This is a genomic window from Actinophytocola sp., assembly GCF_049647105.1.
Classification (GTDB): Bacteria; Actinomycetota; Actinomycetes; order Mycobacteriales; family Pseudonocardiaceae; genus Actinophytocola.
In genome coordinates this window covers 1-15,791 of sequence record NZ_JBARWZ010000223.1, presented here as the reverse complement: position 1 = coordinate 15,791, position 15,791 = coordinate 1, and the positions used below count along the sequence as shown (strand labels likewise).

General features: G+C 69.2%; 16 protein-coding genes, 2 tRNA genes and 1 pseudogene. 10 read left to right on the top strand and 9 right to left on the bottom strand.

The window, feature by feature from the left end; genetic code table 11:
• The first annotated feature begins 95 nt into the window (after positions 1-95).
• Positions 96-698 carry a trimeric intracellular cation channel family protein gene (locus tag WBA97_RS26480; protein WP_424233635.1) on the top strand — a complete coding sequence of 201 codons (603 nt, stop codon included), beginning with the start codon at positions 96-98 and terminating at the stop codon, positions 696-698.
• Positions 699-701: 3 nt separating this feature from the next.
• Here the strand turns inward: WBA97_RS26480 and WBA97_RS26475 are convergent, their stop codons facing one another.
• Together WBA97_RS26475 and WBA97_RS26470 are read right to left on the bottom strand one after the other, a co-directional pair.
• Positions 702-1,256, bottom strand: coding sequence for a DoxX family membrane protein (locus WBA97_RS26475; RefSeq protein WP_424233634.1), 555 nt, complete (start codon positions 1,254-1,256; stop codon positions 702-704).
• Positions 1,257-1,308: 52 nt separating this feature from the next.
• Positions 1,309-2,442 (bottom strand): cytochrome P450, encoded by a 1,134-nt coding sequence (locus WBA97_RS26470; protein ID WP_424233633.1) that lies wholly within the window; start codon positions 2,440-2,442, stop codon positions 1,309-1,311.
• A 64-nt stretch (positions 2,443-2,506) separates the two neighbouring features.
• On the opposite strand from WBA97_RS26470, the gene WBA97_RS26465 reads away from it, so the two are divergent.
• Positions 2,507-3,565 (top strand): TetR/AcrR family transcriptional regulator, encoded by a 1,059-nt coding sequence (locus tag WBA97_RS26465; protein ID WP_424233632.1) that lies wholly within the window; start codon positions 2,507-2,509, stop codon positions 3,563-3,565.
• Between the two features lie 4 nt (positions 3,566-3,569).
• Here WBA97_RS26465 and WBA97_RS26460 read toward each other — a convergent pair whose 3' ends face one another.
• The 5 genes from WBA97_RS26460 to WBA97_RS26440 form a co-directional block, all read right to left on the bottom strand.
• The gene (locus WBA97_RS26460; RefSeq protein WP_424233631.1) at positions 3,570-4,154 is read right to left on the bottom strand and encodes a GTP-binding protein; all 585 of its coding nucleotides are present in this window, start codon (positions 4,152-4,154) and stop codon (positions 3,570-3,572) included.
• Positions 4,135-4,506, bottom strand: coding sequence for a DUF742 domain-containing protein (locus WBA97_RS26455; protein WP_424233630.1), 372 nt, complete (start codon positions 4,504-4,506; stop codon positions 4,135-4,137). Before WBA97_RS26455 ends, WBA97_RS26460 begins: the two co-directional genes overlap by 20 nt.
• Positions 4,503-4,916 carry a roadblock/LC7 domain-containing protein gene (locus WBA97_RS26450; protein ID WP_424233629.1) on the bottom strand — a complete coding sequence of 138 codons (414 nt, stop codon included), beginning with the start codon at positions 4,914-4,916 and terminating at the stop codon, positions 4,503-4,505. Before WBA97_RS26450 ends, WBA97_RS26455 begins: the two co-directional genes overlap by 4 nt.
• Positions 4,894-7,575, bottom strand: a complete 2,682-nt coding sequence (locus tag WBA97_RS26445) for a nitrate- and nitrite sensing domain-containing protein (protein WP_424233628.1) — start codon at positions 7,573-7,575, stop codon at positions 4,894-4,896. The genes WBA97_RS26450 and WBA97_RS26445 overlap by 23 nt, the downstream gene beginning before the upstream one ends.
• Positions 7,576-7,902: 327 nt before the next feature.
• Positions 7,903-8,397: a hypothetical protein gene (locus tag WBA97_RS26440; RefSeq protein ID WP_424233627.1), complete on the bottom strand. Its 495-nt coding sequence runs from the start codon at positions 8,395-8,397 to the stop codon at positions 7,903-7,905.
• A gap of 463 nt (positions 8,398-8,860) precedes the next feature.
• Here WBA97_RS26440 and WBA97_RS26435 point away from each other — a divergent pair.
• From WBA97_RS26435 to WBA97_RS26400, 8 genes are all read left to right on the top strand, one after another.
• A tRNA-Arg gene (locus tag WBA97_RS26435) sits at positions 8,861-8,933 on the top strand.
• Between the two features lie 5 nt (positions 8,934-8,938).
• Positions 8,939-9,012: transfer RNA gene (locus WBA97_RS26430), tRNA-Arg, on the top strand.
• 31 nt (positions 9,013-9,043) lie between these two features.
• Positions 9,044-9,559, top strand: coding sequence for an HAD domain-containing protein (locus WBA97_RS26425; RefSeq protein ID WP_424233626.1), 516 nt, complete (start codon positions 9,044-9,046; stop codon positions 9,557-9,559).
• Positions 9,560-10,085: 526 nt separating this feature from the next.
• A complete protein-coding gene (locus WBA97_RS26420) occupies positions 10,086-11,012 on the top strand; it encodes an inositol monophosphatase family protein (RefSeq protein ID WP_424233625.1) in 927 nt (308 codons plus the stop codon).
• A 135-nt stretch (positions 11,013-11,147) separates the two neighbouring features.
• Positions 11,148-11,591 (top strand): helix-turn-helix transcriptional regulator, encoded by a 444-nt coding sequence (locus WBA97_RS26415; RefSeq protein WP_424233624.1) that lies wholly within the window; start codon positions 11,148-11,150, stop codon positions 11,589-11,591.
• 10 nt (positions 11,592-11,601) lie between these two features.
• Positions 11,602-12,012: a VOC family protein gene (locus WBA97_RS26410; protein ID WP_424233623.1), complete on the top strand. Its 411-nt coding sequence runs from the start codon at positions 11,602-11,604 to the stop codon at positions 12,010-12,012.
• 89 nt (positions 12,013-12,101) lie between these two features.
• Complete coding sequence (locus tag WBA97_RS26405) at positions 12,102-14,474, top strand: ATP-binding cassette domain-containing protein (protein WP_424233622.1); 2,373 nt, start codon at positions 12,102-12,104, stop codon at positions 14,472-14,474.
• A gap of 98 nt (positions 14,475-14,572) precedes the next feature.
• Positions 14,573-14,704 (top strand): hypothetical protein, encoded by a 132-nt coding sequence (locus WBA97_RS26400; protein ID WP_424233621.1) that lies wholly within the window; start codon positions 14,573-14,575, stop codon positions 14,702-14,704.
• 138 nt (positions 14,705-14,842) lie between these two features.
• Here the strand turns inward: WBA97_RS26400 and WBA97_RS26395 are convergent, their stop codons facing one another.
• Together WBA97_RS26395 and WBA97_RS26390 are read right to left on the bottom strand one after the other, a co-directional pair.
• The gene (locus tag WBA97_RS26395; RefSeq protein ID WP_424233620.1) at positions 14,843-15,604 is read right to left on the bottom strand and encodes an ESX secretion-associated protein EspG; all 762 of its coding nucleotides are present in this window, start codon (positions 15,602-15,604) and stop codon (positions 14,843-14,845) included.
• Positions 15,597-15,791, bottom strand: a pseudogene (locus tag WBA97_RS26390) (hypothetical protein); the annotation flags it as partial. The pseudogene WBA97_RS26390 and the gene WBA97_RS26395, both read right to left, overlap by 8 nt.

Here is a 15,791-nt window from a genome sequence, read left to right as displayed (position 1 = left end):
AAGGGTTACACCCGATAGCGTCACATCAGGCGAATTGTCGCCCGGACCGACAGGCTCGGCTGTACCGAGGGCACTGTCCATGTGAGACTCGCCGCGTGGTGCTGACCGCTGTTCTCGACTACGTCGGTGTCGCGACCTTCGCCATGGTCAGCACGATCGGCGCCCGCGACCGGCGGCTCGATCTGGTGTCGTCGGCGCTGCTGGCCGCGGTGGCGGGCGTCGGCGGCGGCACGCTGCGCGACCTGCTGCTCGACCGGACCGTGTTCTGGCTGCACAACCCCGGTTACCTGTACGTCTGCGGCGGCGCGGCGACGGTGGTGTGGTTCGTCGGGGCCGGGCCGCGGCGGCGGCAGACGCTGTTGTTCCTGGACGCGCTGGGGGTCAGCGCGTTCGCGGTGGTCGGCACGCTGATCGCCAGGGAGACCGGTGTGCCCGCGCCGGTGGCGGCGGTGATGGGCCTCCTGACCGCGACCTGCGGCGGCATCCTGCGGGACGTGCTCGCCGCGGAGCATGTCGTGCTGGTGCGCAGAGACGTCTACGTCACCGTGGCGCTGCTGTCGTCGGTGGTGTTCCTGGTGGCGGTGGAGCTGGGCATGCCGCTGGTCCCGGCCGCGATCTGTGGCGCCTCGGTCGGGTCCGTGCTGCGAATACTGGTGATCACGCGCCGCTGGCAGCTGCCCGCCCCACCCCGCACCTAGTGCCTAGCCGGGCAGCACCGAACTCGCCGCGTCGCGAGCCGACTTGGCGGTGTCCTGGACCGCGTTCGCGGCCGTGCGGGCGGCGTTCTTGGCCAGCCATGCCGCCGACGGCTTGCCGTGGGTGTCGGCCGAGGCGAGGAGGAGACCGCCGAGCAGGCCCACGTTCTTGAGGAAGTGGATCTGCTGCTGGGCACGCTCCCCCGGGTCCTCGGTCTCCCAGAAGCGGTGGCCCGCGAGCGTGGTCGGGACGATGCTCCCGACCAGCACCAGCGCGGAGAGGCGCGGGAGCTTGCCGAGGGCCAGCGCGATGCCTGCGCCGATCTGCGCGGCGGCGTTGATCTTGACGAGGGACTCCGCGTCGGTCGGCACCTTCTCGACGACCTTGTCCGGGATCTTCTCCAGGAGCTGGTCGGGGATCTTGTCGAGGGCCTGGTCGGCCGCCTTGCCGACGGTGGGCCCGGCGGCGTCGACACGTGGTTTGGGGTTGCGCAGCGTGTCGATGCCGCCGGACACGAAGACTGCCGCGAGCATCGGACGTGCGATCCGGCGCAGGATCATGGACTCGAACCTCCTGTGGTCAGGAGGCCGAGATACCCGGAAACGGCCCCGCTCACACGCCGAGCCGCACCGGCAGCTCCGTCAGGCGCCAGGTGCCGGGGTCCGGCGCGCGCACCGGCTCACCCGCCAACGCGAGGTCGAGGCCGAGTAACGCGGCGAGCGCGACCTCGGCCTGCACGTGGGCGTGCGCGGCCCCGAGGCAGAAGTGCGGGCCGTGGCCGAAGCCGAGCTGGGTCGCGGCGCCGCGACGGAGGTCGAAGCGGTCCGGGTCGGCGAAGACGCCCGGGTCGCGGTTGGCGGCCGCGATGGCGACCACCACCGGCTCACCCGCCTTGACGCGGACGCCGTGCAGGTCGACGTCCGCACCCGCGAACCTCGGCACGGTCAGCAACTGCGGGCCGCACCAGCGCATCACCTCGTCGACCGCACCCGGCAGCAGCGACGGGTCCGCCCGCAGCGCGGCGAGATCGGCCGGCCGCGTCCACAACGCGGCCACCGCGTTCGCGATCAGGTTCGCCGGGGTCTGGCCCGCGAGCACGATGTGCCACACGAGTGTCACCAGCTCGGTGTCGGTCATCCGGTTCTCCGCGCGGATCAGGTCCGCGAGCAGGCCCGTCTCCGGCCGCGCGGCGACCACCGACTTCGCACCCTCGACGATGCCAGGGATCGCCTCGGCCAGCCCCTGGATGTCACCGGCCGCGATGATCGCGCCCCACTCGACCCAGTCGCCTCGGTCCGCCTCCGGGATGCCGACCAGCTCGCAGATCACGAGCATCGGCAGCGGCTTCGCGAAGTCGCGCAGCAGGTCCGGCTCAGGTGGCAGGCCCGCGATGAGCTTCTCGACGACCGGTTCGACGCCCGGCCGGAAGTCCTGCGCGCGGCGGGCGGTGAACGCGGGCGCGGCGAGCCTGCGCAACCGCAGGTGGTCCGGGCCGTCCATCTCGGACATCGTCCGCAGGTACCGCTGGTAGGCCGCCGGCACGCCGGGAATGCCGACGAAGCTGGCGGCCCGGATCGCGAACCGCGGGTCGGCGAGGAAGTCTCGCGCGTCGTCGTGCCTGGTCAGCGCCCACATCGGCATGCCGGGAATGTTCAGCCGCGCCACCGGGCCCGCCTCACGGGCGCGGTTGTAGGCGGTGAACGGGTCGGCGATGACGGCGGGATCGGTGAGGTCCACCTCGTGCATGCGCGCTCCATATGTTGACATCATATGATCCCATCATCTGAATGATGAGGATATCTTGTCAACCATGAGCCGGCTCACCAGAGTGGAGGCGCAGGAGCGCAACCGCACGCGGGTACTGGCGGCCGCGCGGGACGAGTTCGCCGAGCGCGGGTACCGGGACGCCAAGATCGACGCCATCGCCGAGCGGGCCGAGCTGACCCGCGGCGCGGTGTACTCGAACTTCCCCGGCAAGCGGGCGCTGTACTTCGCGGTACTGGCCGGCCTGGCGGAGCAGGCCCCCGCGCTGTCGCCCGCGCCAGCACCGGGGCGCACGACCGGTGACGCGCTCGCGGCGCTGGCACGGGCGTGGCTCGCGCGGCTGCCGACGAGCGCGGAGTCGGCGCGGCTGGGCATGGACGTGCTGGGTGAGGTCATGGCCGACGAGGCGACCCGGCAGCCGTACGCGCAGCTGATGTCGCTCGACGCGGTGCTGCTGGGGCTCGCGCTGGAGCGGCTGCGGCCGGACGGGCGGCTGGTGCGCGTCGCCGAGACGGTGCTGACGGCACTGCACGGCGCGAGCCAGCTGGCGGCCGCGGCACCGGGGTTCGTCGAGCCGTTCAACGTGGTGAGCGCGTGCGAGCAGCTCGCGTACCTGAACGTCGACGACGGGTGGCTGGAGCTGCCGTTCACGACCAGGGTGCAGACGGTCGACGAGCCATGGTCACCGCCCGCCGCGTGGGACTCGGTGCGGGCCGAGGAGGTGTCGCTGGACGCGGACGGCGTGGTGGCGGTGCTGGGCCTGCACCGCGCGGCGTCGGTGGAGCACGCGGTGCGGGCCGCCCCGGCGGACACGGCGGTGACGGCGGTGCTCGTGTCGGGGGCGCCGCGCGAGCTGATCCCGCTGGCGCGGCTCGCGGTGGCGGAGCTGACGGGGTGCCTTCGACAGGCGTTCCCGGAGTACGCGTGGCCTCGGCTGCGCGTCGTGTGCGACGGCACTGGCGAACTCGCCGCTGCCGTCGGGGTGCCCGCGGTGAGCGACAGCACGGAGGTGGCCGTTCGCATCGCATGCGGCCGGGTCGTCGCCCGGTCGGACGGCTACGGCGCGTGCCACGTCACGGCGGCCGCGAAGGCCCCGGCGCCCTGACCGTTCAGCTGGCCGTGCCCGCCAGGCGGGCTTCCGCCAGGGCGTGTTGCAGCAGCGCGACCAGCACCTGCTTCGTCGACTCGCGTTCGCGGGCGTCGCACAGGAGGACCGGGACGTGGTCGTCAAGGTCGAGGGCGCCGCGGACCTCTTCCGTGCCGTAGCGGTACGCGTTGTCGAAGCAGTTCACGCCCACCACGAACGGCAGGCCGCGCCGTTCGAAGAAGTCGACGGCCCCGAAGCAGCTGTCGAGCCGCCGGGTGTCGGCCAGCACCACGGCGCCGATCGCGCCGAGGGCCAGTTCGTCCCACATGAACCAGAAGCGGTCCTGGCCGGGGGTGCCGAACAGGTACAGGATCAGCTCCGGGCTGATCGTGATGCGGCCGAAGTCGAGTGCGACCGTGGTGGTGCGCTTCTGCTCGACACCCGACAGGTCGTCCACCCCGGCGGACGCCTCGGTGATCAGCTCCTCGGTGCGCAGCGGCGCGATCTCGCTGACCGAGCCGACCATCGTCGTCTTGCCGACGCCGAAGCCGCCCGCGATCACGATCTTGGTGGCTCTCGCCGACCGGTCAGAGTTTCCGTATGCCATCGAGGACCGCCTGAAGGACGTATTGACTTGGTGGCTCGGCCCCCTGGGTGGCGGGCGAGCGGAAAATGATCAGCCGCTGGGTGATGAGGTCGCTCATCAGGACCTTCACCACCTGCAACGGCAGGTCCACCTTGGCCGCCACCTCGACCACCGAGGTGGGGTTCTTGCAGGCGGACAGGATGCCCGCGTACTCCGGCTCCACATCGACGTCCGTGGCGGTGTGCGACGCGACGACGAGCGTGATCAGGTCGAGACCCAACGTGTCCGACCGGGTACGCCCGCCGGTCATCGCGTACGGCCGGACCAGTGGCCCGGCTGCCTCGTCGAACCACTCCTCGTCGGGGGCGGTCATGGCACCGGACGCTCCATGAACTCTCGCGGCTTGGCGGTGAGCGCCGCACCGACGCGCTTGACCATCAGGTTCATCTCGTAGGCGATCATGCCAACGTCCGCGTTCTCACCCGCGAGCAATGCGAGGCAGGCGCCGTGGCCCGCCGCGGTCACGAACAGGAACGCGTGGTCCATCTCGACCAGCGTCTGCCGCACCTGACCGCCACCGAAGTGCCTGCCGGTGCCGCGCGCGAGGCTCTGGAACGCCGACGCGACGGCGGACAGGTGCTCCGCGTCGCCGGTCGACAGGTTGCTCGACCTGCCGATCAGCAGCCCGTCCGCCGAGAGCACCACGGCACGTTCCACGCCTGCGACCCGCTTGACCAGCTCGTCGAGCAACCAGTCGAGCTCATTCACTGCGGTGTTGGCCATTGCGCGTGCTCCCCACGTGATCGTTCCCGTTCAGCGGCTGTCCCGGCATCGGCTCGTCCCGACCCCGTCTCGTGCCCGACTGGAATGCGGCCAGGCGGCTGCGTGCCTGGTCCGGGGTCTCCTCCCGATCGTGCTCCGTCTCCGCGTCCGGCGACCTCGACCAGGACGGAGACGTGTCCTCGTGCAGCTGCGGCGCCAGGTTCTGCTGGCGGCGGCGCTGCGGCAGCTCCGGCCTGCCGGGTGCCATCCCGGCGGTCTCCGGCTGCGACTGTGCCTGGGCGCGGGTGTCGGCGTCCCTCGGCGCGGGCCGGTTGATCTCCGGCGCGACCTGGTGCAGCTCGACGGGCCTCGGCGGAAGATACGTCTCGCCGTTCCGCTCGCCGTTCCGCTCCGCGTGGCGAGGCTCGCGGTGCAGCGCATGGCTCGGCTCGTGCTCCGCGTGGCCGTTCCGCTGCGGCAGCGGCGGCTTGCTCGCGTCGCGGTGGCGCTTGGGCAGGGGCTCGCTGGTCTCGGGCTCGGCGTGCTGCGACGGCCGGTTCTGGCGCAGCGGCTGGCTCGGCTCGTGGTCGGCGCCGACCGGCCGCTGCGGGCGGAACAGGTCCTCGCCCGGCCGTCGCTCCACCATCGGCAGCGCGGGCAGGTTGGGCAGGCTGACCGCACCAGGGATGGTCATGCGCACGGTCACCCCCGGCGCCGGCATGCTGCCGTTCGTGGACAGCCCCACGGGGCGCAGGTTCGTCTCGGTCTTGCCATCGACGGGAAGGACCGGCAGCTCCAGTTCCCCGGACCGGTCATCCTGCGGCACGGCCGAGTCCGGACCGAGCAGCTCGTTGCGCACCAGCACGATCGCCCTGGTGCCGCCGTACGCCGACTCACGCAGCGTGACCGCGATGTCGTGCCGCCCCGCGAGGCGGGCGACCACGAACAACCCGAGGCGCGGCTCGCTGGAGAGCGCCATGATGCCGAAGTCCGGCGGGTTGGCCAGCATATTGTTGAAATCGTCGAAGCGGCCCGGTTCGATACCGAGTCCCTGGTCCTCGATCTCGAGGATCACCCCCCTGGCGACGACGCTGCCGCGCACGTCGACCCGCGCGGCAGGCGGGGAGAACGTGGCGGCGTTGTCGATCAGCTCGGCGAGCAGGTGCACGAGGTCGCCGACGACCGGGCCGACGACCGTGAGCGCGGGCAGCTTGGCCGTCTTGACCCGCGCGAAGTCCTCGGTCTCGGCGGCCGCGCCGCGCACGATCTCGGCGAGGCTGACCGGGTTGCGCCAGCGTCGGCCGGGCTGCCCGCCACCGAGGATGATCAGGTTCTCCGCGTTGCGGCGCTGGCGGGTGGTCAGGTGGTCGAGCTGGAACAGCAGCTCGAGCTGCTCGGGGTCCTCCTGCTTGCGCTCGGCCTCGTCCAGCGTCTTCAGCTGGCGGTGCACGATCACCTGGCTGCGGTGGGCGATGTTGAGGAACACCTTGTTGGTGCCCTCGCGGGTCTTCGCCTCCTGCACGGCCGCCGCGACCGCGGTCTGCTGCGCCTTGTTGAAGGCATCCGCGACCTCACCGATCTCGTCCCGGCCGTAGTCGCGGAGCCGGATGTCGTCGACGTGCACCTCGTCGCCGGTCCGCACCTTCTCGACCAGCTCCGGCAGGCCCTTCTCGGCGAGGTCGAGCGTCTCCGACCGCAGGCGGACGAGCCGCTCGATCAGCTTGCGCGACAGCCGCAGCGCGAACAGGAACACCCCGACGACGAGTGCCAGCACCAGCACACCCGCGATGATCGACTGGGCGAACGTGCTGTTGACCTTCGACAACGCGAGGTCGTTGGTGTGCCTGCTCTGCGTCTGCAGCATGGCCATCAGCGCGTCGCCGACATCGCTCGCGGCGGCCCGCCACATGTCCTCGCTGATCGGGAGGTCGACGCCGCCGCGGAGCAGCACCTCCTCCACCGACATCAGCCGCAGCCACGGCGGTGAGCCGGTGAGCTTGCGGAACTGCGCCTGCACCTCCGGCTCGGCGAGCGGGATGGTCGAGCCGAGCTGCAGGTGGTAGGAGCTGACCTGGCCCTGGTAGACGCTGAAGTCGGCGTCGGTGAGGCCGCCGCCGACCAGGTTCGCCGCGGCGAGGGCGTCCGAGCGCTGCATGAGGTCCGCGCTGGTCAGCAGGGGTGCGACGACCAGCTGGAGGTAGGCGATCTCGGCGTCGGGCGCGAACTGCGCGAGGCCCTTCGTGCCGTCGATGAACTGGTCGATGATGTCGTTGTAGAGGTCGAACGACTCGGCGATCGAGACCTGGCCGCCGTCGACGCGGGCACGCATCGCGGGCAGTTCGCCCATCAGCTCGGTGAACTCGCGGACGGCGCGGAACACCGAGTCCGGCGCGATCTCCGACAGCTCGGTGAGGCTGGCCGTGGCGGCGCCCGCGAGCGCGTCGGTGCGGCCGCGCTGTTTGATGAGTTCGGACTGAAAGGTGCCGAAACTCGCGAGACGACGAAGCGTGAGGCGGCGTTCTTCCTGCAGTGAAACGATCAGTGGCAGTGACTGCCGTTGTGCCTCGCTCGCGAGCTGGAAGTAATTCCTCGTCTGCGCGGCGTCGAAGATCAAATAACCGGATCCCGCGACCCCGGCGAGCAGGAATACGATGCAGGGAACCAGTGCCAGAGTCAGCACTCGTGTCCGAATGGACAGGGCCCGGCTAGGCCGGATGGACGTCTTCTTCACAGCGGTCCGCTTTCCTTCCGGCGTTCCCCAAGCTCTTGAACGGGCGCCGCACATGCACCCCCGGACCCCGCGGGGAACGGTAAACACCCTGCGTCATCGAGTCAATTGCATGTTTCGGTGACTTTTTACCCACCGAGGAACCAGTAACGGAAAAGCGGCAACGTATGCGCTGTCAAAATGTGCGCCGAGCACAGATCAATTAGGCCGAACGGCCGAATATCCAAGAAATTCGTGGCTATTAGCATCCGGTCGATCACTCACCGGATTGGTCTGAACCTATCCGAAGACGAGCCGCCAGACTGGCTTGCCATTGGGACGTTTAACACAAATCACCGGCTCGTAACGCTGCGTGAACGTGCGTGCCCCGGGTGTGTCGCACGCGCGGCCGACGACCGCGAACCGGTCAGCGCGCCCCGGAGGCCCTGGCGGCGGCGCCGGCTGGGTGGTCGCGGGCGGGGCGGTGGGTGTGATCACCGCGGTGTGGCTGCGCACCTCGGGAGCGACGATCTCGGCGGGCGGCGGTGTGGTGGTCGGCGAGGACGGCACGTTGCTCGCCTCGATCTCGGGCACGGCGGGCGCCTCGGCATCGCGCTTGTCGTCACCACCCGCGGTGGTGAGCAGGATGACGGCGCCGACCAGGGCGATGACGAGCGCGAAGGTCACGGCCTTCAGCACCACGACGACGTTGTCACGCTTCGTCTCCTGGCGGTGCCCGGCGGACTCCGTCTTCGCCGGACCGCCCTTCGGCTCCTCGAAAACCAGCCGTGGCATGGTCATCCGTCCCGTTGGTCGGCTGCGCTCAATGAGCCAGGGTAACCGCCACGTCAATCCGACCATTCATCAGGGCGCCCGGCAATTCCGATAAATCGTTGACGACGCCCCCGCACTGGGTCACGATGGTGACAACACCGATCAGAGGAGCAGTCATGACTCGCGAGACCCGGCGACCGCGGCGGATCGTCCGCTGCTGCGTGCCGCCGTGCGAGCGACCGCTTGAGCTGCGGAAATGGCGGCCTGGCTCCCCACCGTGACCTACGTGTAGGCACACACGGGAGCCACCCACCGGAATACCGGAAAGGGTGGCTCTTCTATTTGTCATGCAATTTCGACGAATCGGCGAGCTGCGGCAGCGGCGCGGCCTCCGCCCTGTCCGATGGTTCGCTCCGCAAGCTCCGCTCACGACGCAGCCAGGAGGTTCGGCTCCTTTCGCCGGTGCTTTTCGAAGGACATTCACACCCCTGTAGCTCAGTGGACAGAGCAGCGGCATCCGACGCCGCGGGTCGCCGGTTCGACTCCGGCTGGGGGTACGCGAGCCCCTGTAGCTCAGGAGGAAAGAGCGCGCCGCTACGAACGGCGAGGCCGCAGGTTCAAGTCCTGCCGGGGGTGCTCTGCGAACGGAAGGGAAGGGAGGGAGGTGATGACCGGCGGACTGCTGCTGCTCGACGTCGACGGGCCGCTCAACCCGTACGCGGCGAACAAGAACCGGCGGCCCGCGGGCTACACGACCTACCGCAGGACGCGGACCGGCGGCTGGCACACGGGCCGGGACGCGCGGCGGTTCAAGGGCCTGCGGGTGTGGCTGAACCCCGCCCACGGCGCGCGGCTGCTGGCGCTCGCCGAGGACACGGGACTCGAGCTGGCGTGGGCCACGACGTGGCGGCACGAGGCGAACGACCGCATCGGCCCGGCGATCGGGCTGCCCGCGCTGCCGGTGGTCGAGTTCCCGGACTACGACCACGGGTGGAAGTGGCGCGGCGTCGCCGAGTTCGCGGCGGGCAGACCACTGGCGTGGTTCGACGACGAACACGACGAGCACGCGGGCGCGGCGGAGTTCGCGCGGCTGCGGGCAGGCACGCCCACGCTGCTGTGCCACGTCGACCCCAGGCAGGGGCTGGGGTCGGCACACCTGGCGGCGGTGCGGGCGTGGGCTTGACAAAGCGGGTGCGAGGGAGACGGCAACCCACCTGATCTGGGCTCAGGAGACACCGCGTTCGACTCGCGGGCACCCGACTCGGCCAGACCCCGGCGCGTTGTCCAGCGGCATGGACACCGGCTTCTCACGCCAATTCTATTATGGTGTTCCGCCCAGCAATTTCGGGTGCTTCTTCGCCGCGTCCCGCAGCTTCCGTAGCGCCGCATCGGCGGCATTGAGGAATACTGGTTCTCCGCCGGAAGTAACGACCGCAGCCACGCGGCTTATCGCCGCGAGTTCTGCCGTGGTGAGCTGAACTGTCACAGCAATGAGTGGGGTCAAACTTCGACCTGGGTTGTGGTTTTTGTTCACGCGATGCGACGAACCTCCGGAACCGCCAGTGCGGCAATCTGATATGCGTTTAGTCGAGCCACCGCGACCCATCCAGTACCGCAGGCACCAAATCTGCGTCTTGCTTCGGTGCAATAAGGTGCGCGATGGTATTGAACCTCCACTAGAATTGCGATAACCAGCGAAGGTGACTCACATGAGCAAGAGCCCTGTTCCCGAGTTGGCCCAACGCGTTGTGAGCCTGGTCGCCGCCATGATGGTTGAGGTGCGGCCCCGCCTCGTTCGAGCGGCTCTGACTGGTCGCCGCGCAGAGAATGAGAACGTGCGCCACGAAGACAACTTTTTGTCTGATTATGACCTGTGGATGCATCGGCACTACAAAGAACGTTTGAACGACTTCATTCCGTCATTCATCTATGCATCAGAGGAGGATGACCCGCAAGTCATCGGCCCTGATATGGACCCGGATTTGTGTGTTCTGGTGGACCCGTTGGACACAAGCGAACTCGCCGTTCGCGCCTTGCAGGGGTACACCCATGTGATGCTCTACTCTCGATCCTTGAAACGCCCCGTTGTCGCGGTCGTGGGCGACATTTTTCATCACGTCCAACTCTACGTTTCGGCACGGGATGATGACGGCACGGACCGCGCTTTTGTTGTTACGGCAGAAAGCGAATGGCACGAGCTTAACCGGCCCTCGAGGGCACAGCTTTCAGGAGCGTTGGTTACGAATTATCTGATGCGCCCAGGTGAGCGTTTCGGGCCACTTGCGAGGCAGCAAACGTTTCTGGACGAGCTAGGCGCACCGGATGAACACGGAAAACGGAAAGGCCGAATAGGTGTCGACTTCGGTTCCGTGAGCCTGTGCCACGTCGCCGCCGGATTCACGGACGCCACCGTCGAGTTTGCCAAAGGTTTCGCGGTTTGGGATCTTTCGCCAGGCCACTACATCTTGCACGCCGCCGGGGGCGTCACAATTGATCTTGACGGCAATCCCGTCGCCCTGGACTACGGACTTAACAACCTGCCAGAAATCAACGAAGCGATGGGCACCAGGCGTAAGTTTATTGCCGCCGGTAACCTCGATCTGGCCGAAGAGATCCGCCGCGCTATCCGGCTCTAGCGCGGCGCCATGAAAGACGGGTCGTTGAGCGTCTCGAAAGCGTCGTTCGGGACACCGGCTATGTCCCGCCCCCGGCCGACATGAGGTTCACCCGTGGAGAGGCATACGTCCGGTTCGTGTGGCACCATCGCGCACGTGACCAGCAGAACCGTCGACGCGCAGCGCCTGCGCGACCTCGCGCTGCTGCGCCGCGTCCGCGACCGGATCGACCGGGAGTACGCACAGCCGCTGGACGTCGAGGCACTCGCCCGCGGCGTCAGCATGTCGGCGGGGCACCTCAGCCGCGAGTTCCGCCTCGCCTACGGGGAGTCGCCGTACTCCTACCTGATGACGCGGCGCATCGAGCGTGCGATGGCGTTGCTGCGCCGTGGCGACCTGAGCGTCACCGAGGTGTGCTTCGCGGTCGGCAGCTCGTCGCTCGGCACCTTCAGCACCCGGTTCACCGAGCTGGTCGGCATGCCACCCAGCGCCTACCGGAACCAGGCCGCGCTGGCGACCGCCGGGCTGGCGCCGTGCGTCGCGAAGAAGGTCACCAGACCGATCAGGAATCGAGAAGCGCGCTCACCTGCGCGTACCTAGTGTGACCGGCATGGACATCACCATTCATTCGACGTACCTGCCCCACACCGACCCCGCCGCCTCCCTGGCCTTCTACCGCGACACCCTCGGCTTCGAGGTCCGCCAGGAGGTCGAGTACGGCGGGATGCACTGGATCACCGTCGGCTCCCCGGACCAGCCCGGCACGTCCATCGTCCTGCACCCGCCCGCCGCGGACCCCGGCATCACCGAGGACGAGCGCCGCGTGATCGCCGAGATGATGGCCAAGGGCACCTTCGCGGGCCTCAACCTGGCGACCAAGGACCTCGACGACACGTTCGCACGCCTGCAGGCCGGCGACGCGGAGGTCGTTCAGGAGCCGACCGACCAGCCCTACGGCGTCCGCGACTGCGCGTTCCGCGACCCGGCGGGCAACCTCCTGCGCATCCAGGAAGTGCGCTGACGCGGTGGCGCGACGGGCGTCATCGGCGCCCCGATCGGGTAGAACATGGAGGCCGCGAAGGCTGCCGTCGGAACAACGTTGGAGACACGATGAGCAAGGCCACCATGACGGACAAGCACGATGCCGACAGCCATGACCTGATCCGTGTGCACGGTGCCCGCGAGAACAACCTCAAGGACGTCAGCATCGAGCTCCCGAAGCGCAGGCTGACGGTCTTCACCGGTATCTCCGGTTCCGGCAAGAGCTCCCTGGTGTTCAGCACGATCGCGGCCGAGTCCCAGCGGTTGATCAACGAGACCTACAGCTCCTTCGTGCAGGGCTTCATGCCGACCCTGGCGCGCCCCGACGTCGACGTCCTCGACGGGTTGACCACCGCGATCATCGTGGACCAGCAGCGGATGGGCGCCGACCCGCGCTCCACCGTCGGCACCGCCACCGACGCGAACGCCATGCTGCGCATCCTGTTCAGCAGGCTGGGCAAGCCACACATCGGCTCGGCGCAGGCGTTCTCGTTCAACGTCGCCTCGATCAGCGGTGCCGGCGCGGTCACCATGGAGAAGGCGGGCCGGACCACGAAGGAACGCCGCAGCTTCAGCATCACCGGCGGCATGTGCCCGCGCTGCGAGGGCCGGGGCAAGGTCAACGACTTCGACCTGAGCGAGCTCTACGACGAGAACAAGTCGCTCAACGAGGGCGCGGTGACCATCCCCGGCTACAGCATGGAGGGCTGGTACGGCCGCATCTTCCGCGGCTGCGGCTTCTTCGACCCGGACAAGCCGATCAAGAAGTACACCAAGAAGCAGCTGAACGACCTGCTGTACAAGGAGCCGACCAAGGTCAAGGTCGAGGGCATCAACCTGACCTACTCGGGGCTGGTTCCGACTATCCAGAAGTCGATGCTGTCCAAGGACGTCGACGCGATGCAGCCGCACATCCGCGCGTTCGTCGAGCGGGTGGTCACGTTCACGGTCTGCCCGGACTGCGACGGGACCCGGCTGACCGAGGCTGCGCGCTCGTCGAAGATCAACGGGATCAGCATCGCCGACGCCTGCTCGATGCAGATCAGCGATCTCGCCGAGTGGGTGAAGGGCCTGGACGAGCCGTCCGTCAAGCCGCTGCTGAACACGCTGGAGCGCACCCTCGACTCGTTCGTCGAGATCGGGCTCGGCTACCTGTCCCTCGACCGGCCCGCTGGCACGCTGTCCGGTGGCGAGGCGCAGCGCACCAAGATGATCCGGCACCTCGGGTCGTCGCTCACCGACGTGACCTACGTCTTCGACGAGCCGACGATCGGGCTGCACCCCCACGACATCCAGCGCATGAACAACCTGCTGCTTCTGCTGCGGGACAAGGGCAACACCGTGCTGATGGTCGAGCACAAACCGGAGGCGATCGCGATCGCCGACCACGTCGTCGACCTCGGCCCCGGCGCGGGCACGGCAGGCGGCACCGTCTGCTTCGAAGGCACCATCGAGGGGCTGCGGGCCAGTGACACCGTCACCGGCCGTCACCTCGACGACCGGGTCACGCTCAAGGAGACCGTGCGCACGCCGACCGGGAAGCTGGAGATCCGCGGCGCGGACACCCACAACCTGCGGAACGTCGACGTCGACATCCCGGAGGGCGTGCTGGTCGTCATCACCGGGGTGGCGGGCTCGGGCAAGAGCTCGCTGATCCACGGCTCGCTGGCCAAGCGGGACGGCGTGATGTCGGTCGACCAGGCGCCGGTCCGCGGCTCGCGGCGCAGCAACCCGGCGACCTACACCGGGCTGCTCGACCCGATCCGCAAGGCGTTCGCCAAGGCCAACGGCGTGAAGCCGGCCCTGTTCAGCGCCAACTCCGAGGGCGCGTGCCCCAACTGCAACGGCGCGGGCGTCATCTACACCGACCTCGGGATCATGGCCGGGATGTCCACCACCTGCGAGGTGTGCGAGGGCAGGCGGTTCGACGCGTCGGTCCTGGAGTACACGTTCGGCGGCCGCGACATCAGCGAGGTGCTCGCGATGCCGGTGGCCGAGGCCGAGGCGTTCTTCGGCGACGGTGACGCGAAGACCCCGGCCGCGCACAAGATCCTCGAGCGGCTCACCGACGTCGGGCTCGGCTACCTCGCCATCGGCCAGCCCCTCACCACCCTGTCCGGCGGCGAACGCCAACGCCTCAAGCTCGCCACCCACATGGGCGACAAGGGCGGCACCTATGTTCTCGACGAACCGACCACCGGCCTTCACCTCGCCGACGTCGAGCAGCTCCTCGCGCTGCTGGACCGGCTCGTCGACGGCGGCAAGTCCGTCATCGTGATCGAGCACCACCAGGCCGTCATGGCACACGCGGACTGGATCATCGACCTCGGCCCCGGCGCCGGCCACGACGGCGGCCTCGTCGTCTACGAGGGCACCCCGGCCGACCTGGTCGCCAACCCCACCACCCTCACCGGAGAGCACCTCGCGGCGTACGTCTCATGACGCCTGCCGGTGCGGGACTCGCCGACCAAAGAGGCGACCCGTCCTGACCTTGGTCGCGATCGGCGGGCGACGCGGTCCCGGCTCGGTACGTTCGAGCCATGAGACGCGGCGTGCGCGTCCAGATCGCGATCCTCACCCACGACGCGGGCCTGCTCCCCGACCAGGGCCTGTCCCATAGATCTTTGCGCGTGGGCCTGGACCCACCCAAAGGTGACCTCAGGGGAACGTGACGACACCCAGCCACCAACCACCCACGATCCGAGAATGCGCTGGGCCAGGACCAACACTTTGAATTCCGGGGAGGCGGACTAGTGGCGGTACCCAACCACCCACGGTCCGCGGGATGCGCTGGGCCGGGCCCAACACTTTTAATGCCGGGGAGGCGGACTAGTCAGCATCTCCTCCGCCATCGCGGTCAGGCGGGTGGTGTCGGCCGGGGTGAGGGTGACCCAGGCGCCGTTGCGGCGCAGTGCGTAGCGGCCTTCCGGGGTGTCCAGCCAGTTGACCAGGCTGTACGTACGCGTCCGGCCCGTCGCGCCGAGCTGGCCGCCGCCCGTGCGGCTGGTCAGCGCCTGCGTGAGCGTGCTGACCTCCTCGGCACGCACCCCCGCGGCGTGCAGTGTCCTCGTGAAGCCGGACACGCCCTCCTCGGCGCCCTCCGCGCACGCCGCCTCGTAGTCGGCGGCGCTCACGTTCACCGGGCGGCCGGCCGCCGCGGGCAGCTGGGTGAGCGAGCCGAGCAGCGACGACGCGAGTGCGGTCGCACGGACGGCGCCCAGCCTGACCTCGTCGCCGACGCGGGCCGCGATCGCGGCGCCCGGCCCGCCGACCGCGGCGAACGCGAACAGCGGCGAGCCGGTGCCGTACACACGCATGTCCAGCGACGCCGACGGACTGCCGAGCGACCGCAGCATCGCGGCCAGATCGCGGGCGGGTGTCTCGACGGTGCCGAGGTCGCGGGCGGTCAGCGCGCGGGACGCCTCCTCGACCAGTTCCGCCCGCCGGTCGCGGGTGCGGCCGACATGCAGCACGTCGAGCACCTCGGGCACCGGGCCGAGCCCCATCGCCGACCACAGCAGGTACAGCTCGACGACGCTCAGCTGGATCCACCCGGAGCCAGGGTCACGCACGGCGGTTGACCTCTCCGATCACCGGCGGCATCACCCGCTGGTCGTTCGCACCCCAGATCTCGGGGTCCTGCTCGACGTACTTGTTGCTCTTGCGCTCGAGGTCGTCGTCACCGCGGCCGCCCGCGCCGCCGCCCATCGGCATGCCACCCGCCATGCCCGGCGCCTGACCACCCGGCCGGGCAGGCGC